Source organism: Buchnera aphidicola (Floraphis choui), from assembly GCA_039830045.1.
GTDB classification, from domain to species: Bacteria; Pseudomonadota; Gammaproteobacteria; order Enterobacterales; family Enterobacteriaceae; genus Buchnera_B; species Buchnera_B aphidicola_AX.
In genome coordinates, this window is sequence record CP140044.1 from 58,489 (window position 1) to 74,611 (window position 16,123).

The 16,123-nt window shown below is 24.1% G+C and carries 14 protein-coding genes and 3 tRNA genes; 8 read left to right on the forward strand and 9 right to left on the reverse strand.

All coding sequences use genetic code 11. The features are described from left to right. Positions 1-51: 51 nt before the first annotated feature. Positions 52-267, reverse strand: coding sequence for a 30S ribosomal protein S21 (gene rpsU, locus UAT33_00250; protein XBC43897.1), 216 nt, complete (start codon positions 265-267; stop codon positions 52-54). A gap of 259 nt (positions 268-526) precedes the next feature. On the opposite strand from rpsU, the gene tsaD reads away from it, so the two are divergent. Continuing rightward, entirely contained in the window at positions 527-1,540 is a 1,014-nt protein-coding gene (gene tsaD, locus UAT33_00255) for a tRNA (adenosine(37)-N6)-threonylcarbamoyltransferase complex transferase subunit TsaD (GenBank protein ID XBC43898.1), read from the forward strand. 56 nt (positions 1,541-1,596) lie between these two features. Here the strand turns inward: tsaD and ribB are convergent, their stop codons facing one another. Beyond that, positions 1,597-2,244, reverse strand: a complete 648-nt coding sequence (gene ribB, locus UAT33_00260) for a 3,4-dihydroxy-2-butanone-4-phosphate synthase (GenBank protein XBC43899.1) — start codon at positions 2,242-2,244, stop codon at positions 1,597-1,599. A 199-nt stretch (positions 2,245-2,443) separates the two neighbouring features. On the opposite strand from ribB, the gene UAT33_00265 reads away from it, so the two are divergent. Further along, positions 2,444-3,697 (forward strand): tRNA CCA-pyrophosphorylase, encoded by a 1,254-nt coding sequence (locus UAT33_00265; protein ID XBC43900.1) that lies wholly within the window; start codon positions 2,444-2,446, stop codon positions 3,695-3,697. On the opposite strand, the gene UAT33_00270 is transcribed toward UAT33_00265, so the two are convergent. The 4 genes from UAT33_00270 to UAT33_00285 all read right to left on the reverse strand — a co-directional run bounded on the left by UAT33_00270 (position 3,677) and on the right by UAT33_00285 (position 7,263). Next, positions 3,677-4,504, reverse strand: coding sequence for an undecaprenyl-diphosphate phosphatase (locus UAT33_00270; protein ID XBC43901.1), 828 nt, complete (start codon positions 4,502-4,504; stop codon positions 3,677-3,679). The two genes, UAT33_00265 and UAT33_00270, sit on opposite strands and share 21 nt — an antisense overlap. An 89-nt stretch (positions 4,505-4,593) precedes the next feature. Next, the gene (gene crr, locus UAT33_00275; protein ID XBC43902.1) at positions 4,594-5,100 is read right to left on the reverse strand and encodes a PTS glucose transporter subunit IIA; all 507 of its coding nucleotides are present in this window, start codon (positions 5,098-5,100) and stop codon (positions 4,594-4,596) included. A gap of 24 nt (positions 5,101-5,124) precedes the next feature. Next, positions 5,125-6,843, reverse strand: a complete 1,719-nt coding sequence (ptsI, locus tag UAT33_00280) for a phosphoenolpyruvate-protein phosphotransferase PtsI (GenBank protein XBC43903.1) — start codon at positions 6,841-6,843, stop codon at positions 5,125-5,127. A gap of 162 nt (positions 6,844-7,005) precedes the next feature. Further along, on the reverse strand, positions 7,006-7,263 hold the full coding sequence (locus tag UAT33_00285; GenBank protein ID XBC43904.1) for an HPr family phosphocarrier protein: 258 nt from the start codon (positions 7,261-7,263) through the stop codon (positions 7,006-7,008). 1,360 nt (positions 7,264-8,623) lie between these two features. On the opposite strand from UAT33_00285, the gene ligA reads away from it, so the two are divergent. Continuing rightward, positions 8,624-10,654 (forward strand): NAD-dependent DNA ligase LigA, encoded by a 2,031-nt coding sequence (gene ligA / locus UAT33_00290; protein XBC43905.1) that lies wholly within the window; start codon positions 8,624-8,626, stop codon positions 10,652-10,654. 8 nt (positions 10,655-10,662) lie between these two features. On the opposite strand, the gene UAT33_00295 is transcribed toward ligA, so the two are convergent. Together UAT33_00295 and UAT33_00300 are read right to left on the reverse strand one after the other, a co-directional pair. Then, positions 10,663-10,735: transfer RNA gene (locus UAT33_00295), tRNA-Lys, on the reverse strand. 12 nt (positions 10,736-10,747) lie between these two features. Further along, positions 10,748-10,820, reverse strand: a tRNA-Val gene (locus tag UAT33_00300). Between the two features lie 117 nt (positions 10,821-10,937). Between UAT33_00300 and gltX the strand changes: the two genes are divergently transcribed. Both gltX and UAT33_00310 read left to right on the forward strand, forming a co-directional pair. Then, positions 10,938-12,341: a glutamate--tRNA ligase gene (gene gltX / locus UAT33_00305; GenBank protein XBC43906.1), complete on the forward strand. Its 1,404-nt coding sequence runs from the start codon at positions 10,938-10,940 to the stop codon at positions 12,339-12,341. An 89-nt stretch (positions 12,342-12,430) separates the two neighbouring features. Continuing rightward, positions 12,431-12,503 (forward strand) — tRNA-Ala (locus UAT33_00310). Positions 12,504-12,703: 200 nt separating this feature from the next. Here UAT33_00310 and UAT33_00315 read toward each other — a convergent pair. Then, positions 12,704-13,021, reverse strand: coding sequence for a flagellar hook-basal body complex protein FliE (locus tag UAT33_00315; GenBank protein XBC43907.1), 318 nt, complete (start codon positions 13,019-13,021; stop codon positions 12,704-12,706). A gap of 190 nt (positions 13,022-13,211) precedes the next feature. Between UAT33_00315 and fliF the strand changes: the two genes are divergently transcribed. The 3 genes from fliF to UAT33_00330 are packed head-to-tail and all read left to right on the forward strand — an operon-like array spanning position 13,212 to position 15,960. After that, positions 13,212-14,837, forward strand: coding sequence for a flagellar basal-body MS-ring/collar protein FliF (gene fliF, locus UAT33_00320; GenBank protein XBC43908.1), 1,626 nt, complete (start codon positions 13,212-13,214; stop codon positions 14,835-14,837). Next, positions 14,834-15,781, forward strand: a complete 948-nt coding sequence (locus UAT33_00325) for a FliG C-terminal domain-containing protein (protein ID XBC43909.1) — start codon at positions 14,834-14,836, stop codon at positions 15,779-15,781. Before fliF ends, UAT33_00325 begins: the two co-directional genes overlap by 4 nt. 41 nt (positions 15,782-15,822) lie before the next feature. Continuing rightward, entirely contained in the window at positions 15,823-15,960 is a 138-nt protein-coding gene (locus UAT33_00330; protein XBC43910.1) for a hypothetical protein, read from the forward strand. Positions 15,961-16,123 lie beyond the last annotated feature (163 nt).

A 16,123-nucleotide genomic window follows, 5' to 3' on the forward strand; every position in this document is an offset into this window, starting at 1 on the left:
AACTCTAAGGTAAGAACGGCCAGATAATTAATTTTTAAATAAATAAAAAAATTAATACATTCGAATTCGTTTTAGATTTTCTCTAGAAAGTTTTTTAGCTAATCTTTTTATTGCTGATGCTTTTGCGCGCTTTCGTTCAGTAGTAGGTTTTTCATAAAATTCTCTTCTTCGAATTTCAGCTAAAATTCCAGATTTTTCGCAAGATCTTTTAAATCTTCTTAACGCTACATCGAAAGGTTCGTTTTCTCGTATTTTAATAATAGGCATATATTAACCCTTTATTTATTGAAATGATGAATATTTTATATTTTTAAAAAAGTACGTTATATAAAGAAATCACATTTTAAAATATTAATGTTATGTAAAACAATTATAAATGAAAAGATGCAATAATTTATTGTACAATAATAATTTTAAATTAATATTTAATTGATGTATATATTATTTTTTATTTGTAAGAATTCTAATATAATATAAAGTATTAAATATTGTTGATTTCAACATAAAATTATAGTTATAAATATATATGCGAATACTAGGTATTGAAACTTCTTGCGATGATACTGGGATTGCGATATATGATAATATTAAAGGAATTATGTCTAATAAATTATATAGTCAATCTCATTTTCATAATTACTATGGAGGTGTTGTTCCTGAATTAGCTTCAAGAAAGCATCTTGAAATTTTAATTACATTAATTGAAGATATGTTAAAAGAATATAATATTGACAAACGTTCTATACATGCTATCGCTTATACTGCTGGTCCTGGATTAATAGGTTCTTTGTTAGTTGGTGCATCTTTAGCTACTGCATTAGCGTTTTCTTTAAATATACCTACTATTTTAGTTAATCATATGGAAGGTCATTTATTGACTCCTATGTTAGAACGTATAAAACCTAAATTTCCATTTGTAGGTTTATTAGTATCTGGTGGACATACTCAATTAATTAATGCATATGGTATTGGAAAATACGAATTATTAGGAAGATCTTTAGATGATTCTGTTGGTGAAACTTTTGATAAAATAGCTAAATTATTAGGATTAAATTATCCCGGTGGCCCTAGTTTGTCTAAATTAGCAGAGTCAGGAAAATTAGGTAGTTTTGATTTTCCAAGACCTATGATGAATCGAATAAATTTGAATTTTAGTTTTTCTGGATTAAAAACATTTATTTCAAATATTATAAAAACTAAAAATATTAATTTTCAAACGCGAGCAGATATTGCAAGAGAGTTTGAAAATTCAGTTACAGATGTTTTAGTTTTAAAAAGTAAAAAAGCTTTAAATAAATTAAACTATTCTACTTTAGTAGTATCTGGAGGTGTAAGCGCTAACGTAGTTTTAAGAAAAAAATTAAATGATATGGTTGAACATTTTAGAGGAAAAGTATTCTATTCAAAACCAGAATTATGTACTGATAATGGTGTGATGATAGCTTATACAGGCATGCTTCGATTTAAAAAATTTAGGACTTTTAATCTAGAAATCTCTGTATATCCTAAATGGTCTATTACTGATCTAAAACCAATATAATTATTTGAAATTATTACTGTATAAGAAAAAATTAATATCTTAAAAATTTTATTTTTTTAAACTTTTTTACTATGTATAATAGTAATATATTTCTTTAAATCTTGAATAGTTATAATCGGAATATTTTTTAGTTGTGAAAACTGAATAATTTCAGATAGTTTTGACATGGATCCATCTTTATTAGTTAACTCGCATATTATTCCAGCAGGTTTAAATCCAGCTAAAATTGCTAGTTCTATAGATGCTTCTGTATGCCCAGATCGTCCAAGTATACCATTTTTATGTGCTTGTACTGGAAACACATGTCCAGGTCGATTTAAATCTTGTGGTTTTGCATCATTTCGAATAGCTGTTCGAATAGTAGTTATTCTATCTTTAGCAGATACTCCAGTTGATACCCCTCGAGCAGCTTCTATAGTTATAGTAAAATTAGTTCCAAATTTACTAGTATTATTTTTCACCATAAATGGCAATCTTAGTTGTTTTCGTTTAGATTCAGTAATACATAAACATACGATTCCACTTCCATATCGAATAGTTAATGCCATTTGTTCTATAGTCATAGTTTCTGCTGGAAATATTAAATCACCTTCATTTTCACGATTAATATCATCTAGAACAATAACTCCGTTTCCTAATTTGAGAGATTTTATTGCATTTTCAATACGTTTTTGTGGAGTAATAGAAAAGAAAGATTGGTGCATTCTATTTAGCCTTTATGGTGATAATACTATAAATATTAAATAAATTAATTGATTATAAAGTGTATCTAAGAATTGTTTATTATGTATTTTAATATAATATAAATATTTATTTAAAACAAACATTTATTAGAAATATTGTTTAAAAAGTTATTAATTTGTTTATGAATTATATTGTTTAAAAGTATAAAGGATACGATTTATGAAAGTATATTTAGTTGGAGGTGCTATTCGAGATAAATTATTAAATATTCCAATTAAAGATAGGGATTGGGTAATTATTGGAGCTACGTCGGAAATGTTATTAAGTTTAAATTTTAGACAAGTAGGAAAAGATTTTCCTGTATTTTTACATCCAAAGAGTAAAGAAGAGTATTCTTTAGCAAGAATTGATAGAAAATATGGATTAGGGCATACAGGGTTTAAAACTAATTGTTCTAAAACAGTTACCTTGAAGGAAGATTTGATGCGAAGAGATTTAACAATAAATGCTATTGCTCAAGATAAAAATGGAAATTATATTGATTTTTTTAATGGTATACAAGATATTGAAAACAGAATTTTGAGACATATTTCACCTTCTTTTTGTGAAGATCCTTTAAGGATTTTTAGAGTAGCACGATTTTCTGCAGCTCTCAATCATTTTGGTTTTAAAATTGCAAAAGAAACTATGCAGATAATGATTGACATGGTTAAAACTAAAGAATTATTATATTTAACAAAAGATAGAATTTGGAAAGAAACAGAAAAAGCTTTAAAAACGCATAATCCTCATGTATATTTTCAAGTTTTATATAATTGTAATGCATTATCTATTATTTTTCCTGAAGTTAATTTAATTTGTCAATATGAATCAAAGTATGTTAATAAGTATCATCAACAAATTTATTTTAAATTTAATTTTTTTTTAGAAATTGCTAAAATTTCTAGTTTGAATAGAGAAATAGATATTAGATTTTCTTATTTATGTAATATAATTTGTCAGTATACGTCATTTAATTATAGTTTTTTTTCACATAAAATTTACAATGAAACTTCAAAAAAATTAGTTGAAACATTTTGTAGACGTTTAAATATTCCTTCTTATATAGGAGATTTATCTATTATTTTTTCTGGATGTTTCAAATTTTTGAGTTTGATTCATTTTCGATCTTCAAAAAGCATTATTATATTTTTTAATAAAATAGACGCATGGAGAAAACCTAATAGAATACGAAAATTATCTGTTCTAATTAATTTATATATGTTTTTTTCTATAGATATTAAAATTATAGATTCATATCAAAGTAATTTTTTAGAAAAAGTATTTGATGTTTCTAATAGAGTTTCTGTTAAGTCTATTTTACGTTTAGGATTTACAGGAATAAGAATACGAGATGAATTATTTCGTCTTAGGGTAATTGCAATTGATAAATGGAGAAAAGATTATAACAACTTAAGAACGATAAAAACATAAATAAATTATAATAGATAATATTAATCTGTAAATAATAAATGGTGTAAAAGAACAGACATTAATTATTTTTAAGAATTTGTTTATGCAAATTCTTGATGTAATAAATGAAGACAAAAAACCAACGCTTAAAATAAATAAGTTATGTAATTGTATAGTATGAATATTATTAATTATGTCTAAAATTGTTGCTCCAAAAAAAATAGGAACGGATATAATAAAAGAAAAATGCGTAGCTGTACGTTGATTAAGTCCTATTAAAACTCCTATAGAAATAGTAGAGCAAGATCGAGAAAATCCAGGCCATAATGCTAAACATTGAAAACAACCTATAGTTAGTGATTTAAATAAATTAATATTTTCATTTTTATATTTTATTTTTTTTTTGAATATTTCAGACAATGTTAGTAATATAGAACCAAATATTAATGATAACAATATACTTTTAGGATTAAATAAAGATTGTATATATTTGTAATAGTATGATCCGAGTAGTATTGTTGGAAATATCCCAAGAAATACGTGGTAACATGATAGATTATAATTATTAATACATTTTTTATGCGTCTTAAAAATAGAATCAAATAATTTAATAAATGTATTTTTAAAATATAGTAGTATAGATAACGATGCACCAAATTGCATAAATATATTTAAGAATTTTGCTTCGTTTTTATCTATTTGAAAAATATCAGAAAGAATAATGGTGTGGCTAGTTGATGAAATAGGAAAAAATTCTGTAATACCTTCAATAGTTCCAAGTATAATTACGATCAAAATGTGATAGATATTTAATATATGTGTATTCATATTATGTAAATGGTAATTTTCTTATTAGAGTTTTTGTAAAGATAGGTAAAACGGTATATATTAAAGTTATTCCGTTTTACCTATAAATGTTATTTTTCTATAGAAAAAATAATATTTTTTCCTGCAATAATTTGACCTGATCTTTTATATATTTTTTTAAATAATTCCATATTAGATATTACTACAGGTGTTAATATAGATTTAGCTGTATTTTTTAATAATGGTAAATTAAGAGAAATAATTGGATCTCCTATTTTTACAATTTGGTTTTCTTGAGCAATTTTTTTAAATCCAATACCTTTTAATTTCACTGTATCTATTCCAAAATGTACAAATAGTTCAATATCATCTTCTTTAGATTGAATTGAGAAAGCGTGTAATGTTGTAAATATTTTTCCAATTGTTCCATTAATAGGAGATAACATAATATTGCTATTTGGTAAAATAGCTATTCCATCTCCTACTATTTTTTTAGAAAATACAATATCTGGAACTTCTTCGAGATTAACTATGTCTCCAGATAGTGGAGCAAAAATATTTATTATTTTTCTGGATGTGATATTTTTGGTTTTAAAAAAATTAGAAAACAAATTCATATTTTTCCTGTTAACAATTTTTTGTTAATTATTTAAAACAAATTCATTAATAATATTTATTATTTCTTTTGATGTTGATTGGGATAAAACGTTTGTAGCTAAATTTTTAGCATCTAAAAAATTTGTTTTTCGAATTATTTTCTTCACTTTTGGAATAGTTGATGCACTCATGCTAAACTCATCTAAACCCATTCCTAATAATAATGCAGTAGCTTTTTCATTTCCAGCTAGTTCCCCGCACATCCCGGTCCATTTTCCAGCATTATGGGAAGCATTAATAACTTTTTTAATTAAATTTAATACAGAAGGACTCATAGGATTATATAAATGAGAAATCAAATCATTTCCCCTATCAACAGCTAGTGTATATTGTGTTAAATCATTACTTCCAATACTAAAAAAATCTACTTCTTTTGCTAAATGATTTGCTATTATAGCAGATGCTGGAGTTTCTATCATAATTCCTATTTCGATGTTAGAATTAAATTGTATTTTCTTGTTTCTAAGTATAACTTTTAATTTTTCTAGTTCTTCTTTTAAATTTCGTACTTCTTCTATGGAAATAATCATGGGAAACATTATTTTTACTTTTCCGAAAGCAGATGCCCTTAGTATTGCAGTTAATTGAGCATGTAAAATTTCTTTTTTATCCATTGCTATTCTAATAGCTCGCCATCCTAAAAATGGGTTATCTTCTTTAGGAATATGCATATATGAAAGATTTTTATCTCCTCCTATATCCATAGTTCTTATGATTATAGATTTTCCTTTCATTTTCTCTACTACTGCTTTATATGCATAAAATTGTTCTTCTTCAGTAGGAAAAGAACTGCGATTCATAAATAAAAATTCTGTTCGATATAGTCCGATACATTCTGCTCCGTTTTTTTTAGCACTTTTAACGTCTTGAATTGTTCCTATATTTGCTCCGATAATTACTTTATGTCCATCAATTGTAATTGCGTACAAATGTTTTAACTGTTTTAAATTGTTTTTTTCTAGTTCGTATTTTTTTTTTATTTTCTTTATTTGCTGTATTTTTGATAATTCTGGATTAATAAATATAGCATTGTTAATACCATCTAATATTAAAAAATCGTTATTATTTACCTTTTTTGTTATATTTCCAGTACCAACAATTGCAGGAATTTCTAAAGAACGAGCCATAATAGATGTATGTGATGTTTGTCCACCTAGATCTGTAATAAATCCTAATACTTTGTTTAGTTTTATTTGAGCAGTTTCTGAAGGAGTTAGATCTCTAGCTATTAAAATAACAGGGTTTTGAATATGATTTAGATCTATAATATTTAAATTAAGTATATTTCTAATTAATCTATTTCCGATATCTCTAATATCAATTGCTCTATTTCGTAAATATTCATCATCTAATTGCTCTAATGATTTAGCTTGTTTTTCTATTATAATTTGAGTTGCATATTCTGCTGACAAATACTTTTTTTGAATAAGTAATAATATACTTTCTTCTAGTTCTTCATCTTCTACTAACATTATATGTCCGTCGAAGATATCTTCTTTTCCGTTTTTAAAGGTTTTTTCTACTTGTAATTTAATACTTTTTAATTGGTTAATTGTTTTTAACCTTCCTTGAATAAATTTTTCAATTTCTTGATTAATTTCATTATTTTTAATTTTATTTGTATTAATAAAAATTTTTTCTTCTATTAGTAGTAATGCATGTCCAAAAGCGATACCAGGAGATGCTAAAATACCTGAAATCATAATATTACCCTTAACATAACAATGTGTTATATTTTTATGATAGTAATTTGTTGGTCTCAGGTAATATTATATTAATTAGTATATATTATCCGGAAGTAACGTTACACTTCCGGTAAAATTATACTATAAATAATATTTAATATTTTTAAGACACAAATTTTTTTATTTAAGTGTTGCTATAAATTTTTCTAGGCTTTCTACTGCTATTTTTTCATCTTCACCATTTGCTGAAATAGTAATTAAGCTATGTTGTACTAATCCTAACGTTTGTAATTTAAATAGGCTTTTTGCATTTACAGATTTTCCTTTGGAAATAATATTAATTTCTGAAACGAATTTTTTTGCTTCTTTTACTAATAGTGCAGCAGGACGAGTATGTAGTCCATGAGGATTAGTAATTGTAATTTCTTTTTGGAACATTTTTTCTCCTAAGTTTTATTGTAAATTGCTTAAATAGAATTATTATATAATATTCTAAAATATTTGTTGTTTTAATTTAATTAAATATAAATTTTATTATTTTGTGCTACTGTATTATTTTAACCTTTATATATATATGTTTTAAAATAATGTATTATTTTTAAAAGTAAACTATTTTAAAATATTATTAATTTTTTAATTTGAAATTTAGAAAACAACATTTTTTAATACATTTTATTAAAAGATAAAGGTAATAGTTGTATGTTTTAAATGAGTTTTTATAATTTTATACAATAAATGACTTTCCTACATGATGCATCTTGTAAAAAATCCCTTTCATGTTTTATTTATTTTTATTTAGTTAATGTATATTTTCTTAATTTGATAAAATAGTGATTGTAATTGATTAGATTCAGGATATATAAATTGTCTAGTATGAAACGTATATTTATCTTTTATATTTTATACGTTTATTTTAATTTCATAGAATTTAAGTATTAAATTTTTGTTAAGTAATTTTAAGTAATACTAATTAATATGTTTTTATACATTAAGGTATTTCTAAAATAGTATCTTTAATTTTAATATTTGATATGAAGACATTGCATTTTTTATTTACTCTGATTTACAATTTTTATTGTAAAGTTTATCTTAATTTATTTTTAGGTTTTTAAAGTTATTAATTTTCTTTATAAAGTATATATGTTTTAAAATGTTTTCATATGACATAGTTTACATATGATTTGATTTTTTTAAAGTTTTCCATTAATTTTACATCTATATTAAATATTTTAATATTTTATTAATTTAGTGTTTAGTGCATATATAATGTGATTTCATACTTTTCATAATGTGAAATAAAAATATTTATTTTTTTATTGTAATTGTTATTTTTAACGAGTTATTTTTATGAATTTTTTACATTTTTAAAAGTTATATATATTTATTTAATGATATATTTATATTAAATACATTTGTTTTAATATAATAAAATATTCATATTAAAGAGTGTTTATATATAAAGTTTTAAAATTAATTGACAATTATTTAAGCATATTTTTAATGATTCACACTATATATCGTATATCAAAGAACTGTAGTGCTTAGTGTTGTTTAATTAAGTATATAATAAAAAATATTATTATTAATGTAATTGTCAAATTATTAATTGAATATGTTATTTTTTTTATTTTATTATACGAGCTTTTAACTATATAAGAGATAAAAATATATTTTATTTAAAATATTTGAAAATATAATTATACCTGACTGACAAAAATGTATAGTTATAAAACTACGCTATGTTCAATAATATTGATTAGAATATTTTTTGTATTTTAGTTTAATAATCTGGAATTTTATGACATTTATAAAAAATTATATATTAAGATTACAAGAAAAAATTCGTTATTATGGATATTTATATTATTCTCTAGATTCTCCTGAAATTTCTGATTATAGATATGATTATCTAATAAAAAAGTTACATTATTTAGAAAACAAATATAAAGAATTTTTAGTAACAAAAAATTCTCCTACTCTTACAGTAGGTTCTCCTGGCATAGTTGGATTTAAAAAATGTAAACACATTACACCTATGTTATCTTTGAATCATGTAGTTAATGTTAATGATTATTTGGAATTTGATAAAAAAATTAAAATATTGTTATCAGAAGAAAAAGTGTCTTTTTGTTGTGAATTAAAGATTGATGGTGTAGCTATAAATTTAATATATAAGAAAGGAATTTTAATAAAAGCAATAACTAGAGGTAATGGAATTGAAGGAGAAGATGTTACTAATAATGTTCGGATGATTTCTTCTATTCCTAGTAAGTTACGCGGATTTAATATACCTAAAAAATTAGAAGTTCGAGGCGAAATTTTCATGTTAAAAAGTGATTTCGTTCAATTAAATAATAAAGCAATTAATAATTTTACGAAAATATTTTCTAATACTAGAAATGCCTCTTCTGGGTTGTTGCGTAAAAAGTACTCTAAAACTACTGCTATGAAAAATTTAATGTTTTGTTGTTATGGGTATGGTTATTATCCCAGATATATAAAAATTTTTAATCATTATGATAGGTTAGAACAGTTAAAAATCTGGGGGTTACCAATTAGTGGATATAATTCCGTATTTTTCTGTAGTCATGACATTTTAAATTTTTATGATAAAATTAAGAATATACGACAATTTTTAAATTTTGATATTGATGGAATAGTTATAAAAGTTAATTCTATTGTTTTACAAAATAAGTTAGGTTACATGAGAAGAGCTCCAAAATGGGCTATTGCATTTAAATTTTGTGATCAAGAACAAAATTCTAAAGTTTTAAATATTGCATACCAAGTTGGTAGAACGGGAGTAATTACTCCTGTAGCTAAAATTGATCCTGTTCGTATATCTGGTGTCATTATAAAGAGAGTGTCTTTATATAATTTTAATGAAATTAAAAGATTAGACTTGTATATAGGAGATATTGTTAGAATTAAACGTTCTGGAGATGTCATTCCTAAGATAGTTAGTGTTATTAAAAGTAATCGTTCTAATGACATAAAGAAAATAATGCTACCTAATTTATGTCCGTCTTGTAAATCTAAACTAAAGTTAGATGACCAATGTATTAAAGTACGTTGTATAGAAGGTATTAAATGTAAAGAACAACTTAAAAAGTTATTATATTATTTTTGTTCTAGAAAAGGATTAAATATTTATGGATTAGGTTTAAAAATTATTAGCAAATTAGTTGATAAGCATTATGTAAAAAATTTTTCAGATTTTTTTAATCTTAATTTTGATGTATTGGTTAAACTGAACGATTTAGGAAAAAAGACTGCACGAAATATCGCTAATTCCATTAATCAATCTAAAAATATTACTTTTTCTAAATTTTTATGTTCTTTAGGAATAAATGAGATAGGAATGATTAAATCAGAAATTATTGCTAAACATTTCATATCTTTAAACTCTCTGATGAATTCAACGTTTCAAGAGTTATCCTCATTAAAAGGAATTGGTCCTTACTCTGCACATAGTGTGTTCAGTTTTATAAATGAACAGTTTAATAAAGAGATTATTTTATACTTATCGAACAATTTAAATATATATTCAAATGATATACAATCTCATGATGTAATAAAAAAATTAAATCCTTTTTTCAATAAAAAATGTGTTATTAGTGGCTCTTTTCATCAATTTTCTCGAATTAAAATAGTGAGCATCATTAATGAATTAGGGGGGTATGTTACATCGAATGTTTCAAGAAATACGAATTATATTATAATTGGAGAAAACCCTGGTTCTAAATTAATTAAATCTAAAAAATTTAATATAAAGGTAATCTTAAAGCAAGATTTGTTAGAGATAATTAAAAAGTTTTATAATATATAATTTCATTGTGGGTCGTGCAGGACTTGAACCTGCGACCAATTGATTAAAAGTCAACTGCTCTACCAACTGAGCTAACGACCCTAACTTAAAATTTGGGTGATGACGGAATCGAACCGCCGACCTTCTCCGTGTAAAGGAGAAGCTCTACCAACTGAGCTAATCACCCTATTTATTCTATTGTAAAGAATAGAAATGTAGAGTCAATCTTTTTTATAAAAATTTATTAATTATTTTTTATATTTTTATTCATTATTAGAATTTTAAATTATAGATTGAGGATAGTATGTTAGTTAGAACAAGATTTGCTCCAAGTCCTACAGGTGATTTACATATTGGAAGCGTTAGAACTGCATTATATGCATGGTTGTTTTCTAAAAGCAATAAAGGAAAATTTATTTTACGCATTGAAGATACGGATATTAAGCGGTCTACAAAAGCTGCAATTTCAGAAATTATCAAGAATTTAAAGTGGTTAGGATTAGATTGGGACGAAGGACCTTATTTTCAAAGTAATAAAATTGAATATTATCAAAATATTATTAATTCTATGATTGAATCAAGATTAGCTTATAGGTGTTATTGTACTACTGAGAGATTATGTCATTTAAGAAAAAGCCAGTTATTAGTTGGAAAAAAACCCAAGTATGATCGAAGATGTAGAAATATTTTAAAAAGTAATAACACTGATTGTGAATATGTCGTTCGGTTTTGTAATCCTTTATATGGGATGGTATCATTTGTTGATGAAATTAGAGGAAGAATATTATTCGATAATAAAGAATTAGATGATGTTATTATTCAGAGAACAAATGGCATTCCTACATATAATTTTTGTGCAGCAATAGATGATCGTGATATGAAAATTACCCATGTTATTAGGGGAGAAGATCATATTAATAATACTCCACGTCAAATTAATCTTTTACAAGCATTAGGTTCACAAATTCCTATTTATGCTCATGTATCAATGATATTAGACATAAATGGAAAAAAATTATCTAAAAGAAAAGAAGTGGTTAGTATTTCAGAGTATAGATTACAGGGTTATTTACCAGAATCGTTACTTAATTATATTGTTCGACTAGGATGGGCGTATGGAAATCAAGAAATTTTTAATATTAATGACATAATAAAAGTATTTACATTAAATAGAATTAGTAAATCTCCTAGTCGTTTCGATATAAATAAACTATTGTGGTTAAATCGATTTTATATAAAAAATTTGCCTATAGAATATGTTAAAAAACATCTTCAATATCAATTTAAGAAAAAACATATTGATTATACGAATGGACTTGATCTAATTGATCTTATAAAATTAGTTGGTTCTCGATATAGCACTTTGCGGGATATAGTGGATTTTTCTCATTATTTTTACAGTAATTATATCGTATTTAATATAGACGCAGCTAACAAATATTTAGTAAAGTCTTCTATTATTGTTTTAGAATACATATATAATGAAATTTTAAATCTTAATGAATGGAATTTAGAAGAATTATCTATTATGATATATTCATCAGTAAAAAAGTTAAAAATGACTTTTAAAATGGTATCTATGCCTATTCGTGTTGCAATGACAGGTAACACTGTTTCTCCTAGTATTGATATTGTCATATATGGAGTAGGGAAACGCCGATCTTTATCAAGAATCAAAAATGCATTATCTTACATTAATGGTAATTAATATTATGATAAATGAAATTTTAGTAAATTTTTGATTCATTAATACGTTTATTTTTTAAGAAATATTGTTTATACATATATTTATTAAAAGGGGTTATAGTTCAATTGGGAGAACGTTTGCATGGCATGCAAAAGGTTAGCGGTTCAACTCCGCTTAACTCCAAAATAGATTGTCATTTTTTAACGAATATTAATTATAAGAAGTTAAACTGATTTTAATGACGTAGTTTTTATAACTTTGTTTTAACAAATTATTTGATAAACGTAGAACATATATTCTAATTTTTTATTAGGCTCTAATATATTAAATGTTAAGTGTTTAGACATTTAATATATTAGTAACGTTCAATAATGATTAAAGTATTAAATTTGTAAATTCATCATTTCTTGATAGCCTGATATTACTTTATTTCTAATTTGAACCATTGCTTCTGTTGATATTAGATTTTTTTGTAAACTTATTAGTACATCACTTAAAGTCATGTGCTTATTCTTATCTGATTCAAGTTCTTCAGGTTTTTGTTCTACTTCTTTTTGACCTAAATTAAAAAAACTAAGTGCTGCATCACTTATATTATTTGTAAATTTTTTTGATATGTTATCTTTGGTTTCGTTTATATCCATTAAGGAGCCAAGAGCAGTTATTATTTCAATACCATCTCGTATAGTGTCAATAAACATTGTCTTCTCTGAAAAAGAGTAATACGAATATAGTAGATATTAGCATAAGTTTGAATAGGATAAAAATATTTAAAGCAATTTTTTTATTTATTTTGTTATAAAAGTAATATTATTAACAATTATTTTTATATAATAGGTGATTTAGTTGATATATACAAAACTATACATAATTTTCGTAAAGGAATAGTTCATGAATGTTGGTTTTAAACATAATTCGAATGTAAAAGAAAAAAATAAGAAACGTAATTTTTCGTCTTTTTTCCCATTTAATTTTCGTATTGTTGTGACAATTACATCAATATTATCAATAATTATATTTTATATGTTCTTTTTTAGATCTTCTAATTATTGTGTTCTTTATGATAATTTGTCTAATGAAGATGAGAAATTAATTATTTCTCAATTAACGCATATGAATATCCCGTTTAAATTTAATAGTAATCATAGCACTTTGTTAGTTCCAGAAAGTGAGTTAAAAGAAGCTCAGTTCAGTTTATCTGAACAAGGATTGCCTAAGGGTAAAAGTGTTGGATTTGAGTTGTTAGATCAAGAGAAATTTGGAATCAGTCAATTTAATGAACAAATAAATTATCAAAGAGCTTTGGAAGGGGAGTTAGCAAGAAGCATACAGCAATTAGACAATGTAAAAATGGCTCGAATACATATAGCTTTACCAAAGCCTTCTTTATTTGTTCAAGATAAAAGGTTACCTTCAGCTTCTATAATACTAAGTATTAAACCAGGTTCAAATCTCGAATCAAATCAAATTAATGCAATTTTATATATGGTATCTGGCAGTATATCTGGGCTATCTATTGAAAATATTACCATCGTTGATCAGAAAGGAAGATTATTAAGTAACAATGATTCTTCTAACAATATTGATGATCTTAAATTAAGATATTATAATTTAATTGAAGAACGTTATAAACAGAGGATTGAAAATATTTTAATACCGTTAGTTGGTATGAATAATGTACACGCGCAAGTTACAGCTCAAATTAATTTTGATAAAGTAGAAAGTACGGAAGAAAAGTATAAACCAAATTATAAAAATGATAAAAAATCTATTAGATCTCATCAAAGTAATACTAATATAGAAAATAATGAAAAGGGATATATGAATAATATTATTCCTTCTGGTGTTATTTCTAAAAACTCTAACGTTTTATCTAATAAGTCATCTTCGTCGCATAATAGACTTGATAAACATTCTGATTATGCATTAATGTCACCAAAATCTAATACTAATCAAGACTATATTATTAATTATGAATTAGATCACACTATTTTGCATAGTAAATTTCAGGTTGGTGATGTTAAACGTTTATCAGCTGCTGTTGTAGTAAATTATATTCATGATAAAAATGGGGATTTAGTATCTTTAAGTCCATATCAAATAAATAAGATTGAAAATTTAATTAAAGCAGTAATCGGATTTTCTGCGGAAAGAGGAGATATTGTTTCTGTAGTGAGTTCATTATTTATCAAACCATCTGTTCATATTTATAAAAATCTTTCTTTTTGGAATAAACCTTTATTTTTAAATAACTTATTTAAATATGGATTGATTTTAATTATTGTAACTATGTTATATTTCTTATATAAAGTATGTTTTTTTAAAAAGACTTTAAAAAAAGACAAGTTACAAGATGATATTTTGCGAGATAAATTAAGAAACAATAACCAAGTATTAAATCAGTTAGAAAAAGATTCACGAATTTCTACAGATGGAGGATTTAGTAATTTATCTAAACATAATTCATACGTTATAGCCATGATGATTCGAAAATGGATGAGTGGTGATAAAAAATGATGATTCTAGATGGTGTTACAAAAAGTGCCATTTTATTAATTGCTGTTGGTGTAAATAAGGCAACTGAAATATTAAAAGAATTATCTTTTTCAGAAATTCAAGATCTGATTAAATGTATGTTAAATTTAAGGCAAGTTTCTTGTACAATAGTTGATCAAGTAATATCTGAATTTAATGATAATTTTTCTATAGATAATTCTACTTCTATAGTAGATAAAAATTATGTTATTACTCTATCTAAAAAAGTTTTAGGAGAAAAGAATGCAGAAATTTTATTGAATAAAATTAAAGATAACGAAAAAATTATTTGTGGGATTAAACAATTAAATTTAGTTGATCCGAAAGTTATTGCTAATTTGATAAAATGTGAACATGCACAAATTATTGCATCAATATTAGTATATTTGAATAGAAATCAATCAGCAGAAATTTTATCTTATTTAGAAGAAAAGTTAAGTTTAGACGTTATTTCAAGAATAGCCGAATTTACTGGTTTAGAAAAATCAGGAGAAAATGAATTAATTAAAATAATTAATTATTTATTAGAGAATAAGGAAAAAGTTATTTTTAATGAAAATGGAGTAACAACTATCATAGAATTACTAAAATTAATGGAGTACGATCAAGAAAAACGCATTATAAATGGTATTGAAGTATTTAATAAAGAGCTAGCTAATATTATTAAATCTAAAATTTTTGTTTTTGAAGATATAATTAATCTTGATGACGCTTGCATTCGACGTTTAATTCAGGAAACAACACTAGATGAATTGTCAATAGCTATAAGCAGGTCTAGTGAATTATTAAAAGAAAAAATTTTAAAAAATATGTCTAAAAAAAATGCTGATTATTTGCAAAACTTTTTTATTAAAAATTCTTCTATATCGATAGATGTTATTAAAGAAAAACAGAATAATTTGTTAAATATAATTAAAAAGTTTTAAATAATAATAAATTTGTCAGTATTTAAATATTAGGAGTATTTATGCATCAGCATATTCCAAACACGGCTTGGAAAAAATGGTATCCTGAAGAGATAGTAAAAGATAATAATGATAATCAAGAAAACAATATAAATTTAGGGAATGGTAAATATAATATAAAAAAAAAAATTAGATTATAAAAATAATGATTCTATCGAAAAAAAAGATACAAAAAATTCTATAGATGATGATAAATCTAATTATGAAATAGGTTTTTTTCAAGGACAAAAAGAAGGGTTTATTGCAGGGTTAGAAAAAGCGTCTTTAGAATTTCATAATAAACATAATTTTATATTAATTCAA

What these genes read in the sequence shown, in the direction of transcription:
- rpsU (XBC43897.1), bottom strand. Translation starts at nt 267, where the DNA reads ATGCCTATTATTAAAATACGAGAAAACGAACCTTTCGATGTAGCGTTA.
- tsaD (XBC43898.1), top strand. Translation starts at nt 527, where the DNA reads ATGCGAATACTAGGTATTGAAACTTCTTGCGATGATACTGGGATTGCG.
- ribB (XBC43899.1), bottom strand. Translation starts at nt 2,244, where the DNA reads ATGCACCAATCTTTCTTTTCTATTACTCCACAAAAACGTATTGAAAAT.
- UAT33_00265 (XBC43900.1), top strand. Translation starts at nt 2,444, where the DNA reads ATGAAAGTATATTTAGTTGGAGGTGCTATTCGAGATAAATTATTAAAT.
- UAT33_00270 (XBC43901.1), bottom strand. Translation starts at nt 4,504, where the DNA reads ATGAATACACATATATTAAATATCTATCACATTTTGATCGTAATTATA.
- crr (XBC43902.1), bottom strand. Translation starts at nt 5,100, where the DNA reads ATGAATTTGTTTTCTAATTTTTTTAAAACCAAAAATATCACATCCAGA.
- ptsI (XBC43903.1), bottom strand. Translation starts at nt 6,843, where the DNA reads ATGATTTCAGGTATTTTAGCATCTCCTGGTATCGCTTTTGGACATGCA.
- UAT33_00285 (XBC43904.1), bottom strand. Translation starts at nt 7,263, where the DNA reads ATGTTCCAAAAAGAAATTACAATTACTAATCCTCATGGACTACATACT.
- ligA (XBC43905.1), top strand. Translation starts at nt 8,624, where the DNA reads ATGACATTTATAAAAAATTATATATTAAGATTACAAGAAAAAATTCGT.
- gltX (XBC43906.1), top strand. Translation starts at nt 10,938, where the DNA reads ATGTTAGTTAGAACAAGATTTGCTCCAAGTCCTACAGGTGATTTACAT.
- UAT33_00315 (XBC43907.1), bottom strand. Translation starts at nt 13,021, where the DNA reads ATGTTTATTGACACTATACGAGATGGTATTGAAATAATAACTGCTCTT.
- fliF (XBC43908.1), top strand. Translation starts at nt 13,212, where the DNA reads ATGAATGTTGGTTTTAAACATAATTCGAATGTAAAAGAAAAAAATAAG.
- UAT33_00325 (XBC43909.1), top strand. Translation starts at nt 14,834, where the DNA reads ATGATGATTCTAGATGGTGTTACAAAAAGTGCCATTTTATTAATTGCT.
- UAT33_00330 (XBC43910.1), top strand. Translation starts at nt 15,823, where the DNA reads ATGCATCAGCATATTCCAAACACGGCTTGGAAAAAATGGTATCCTGAA.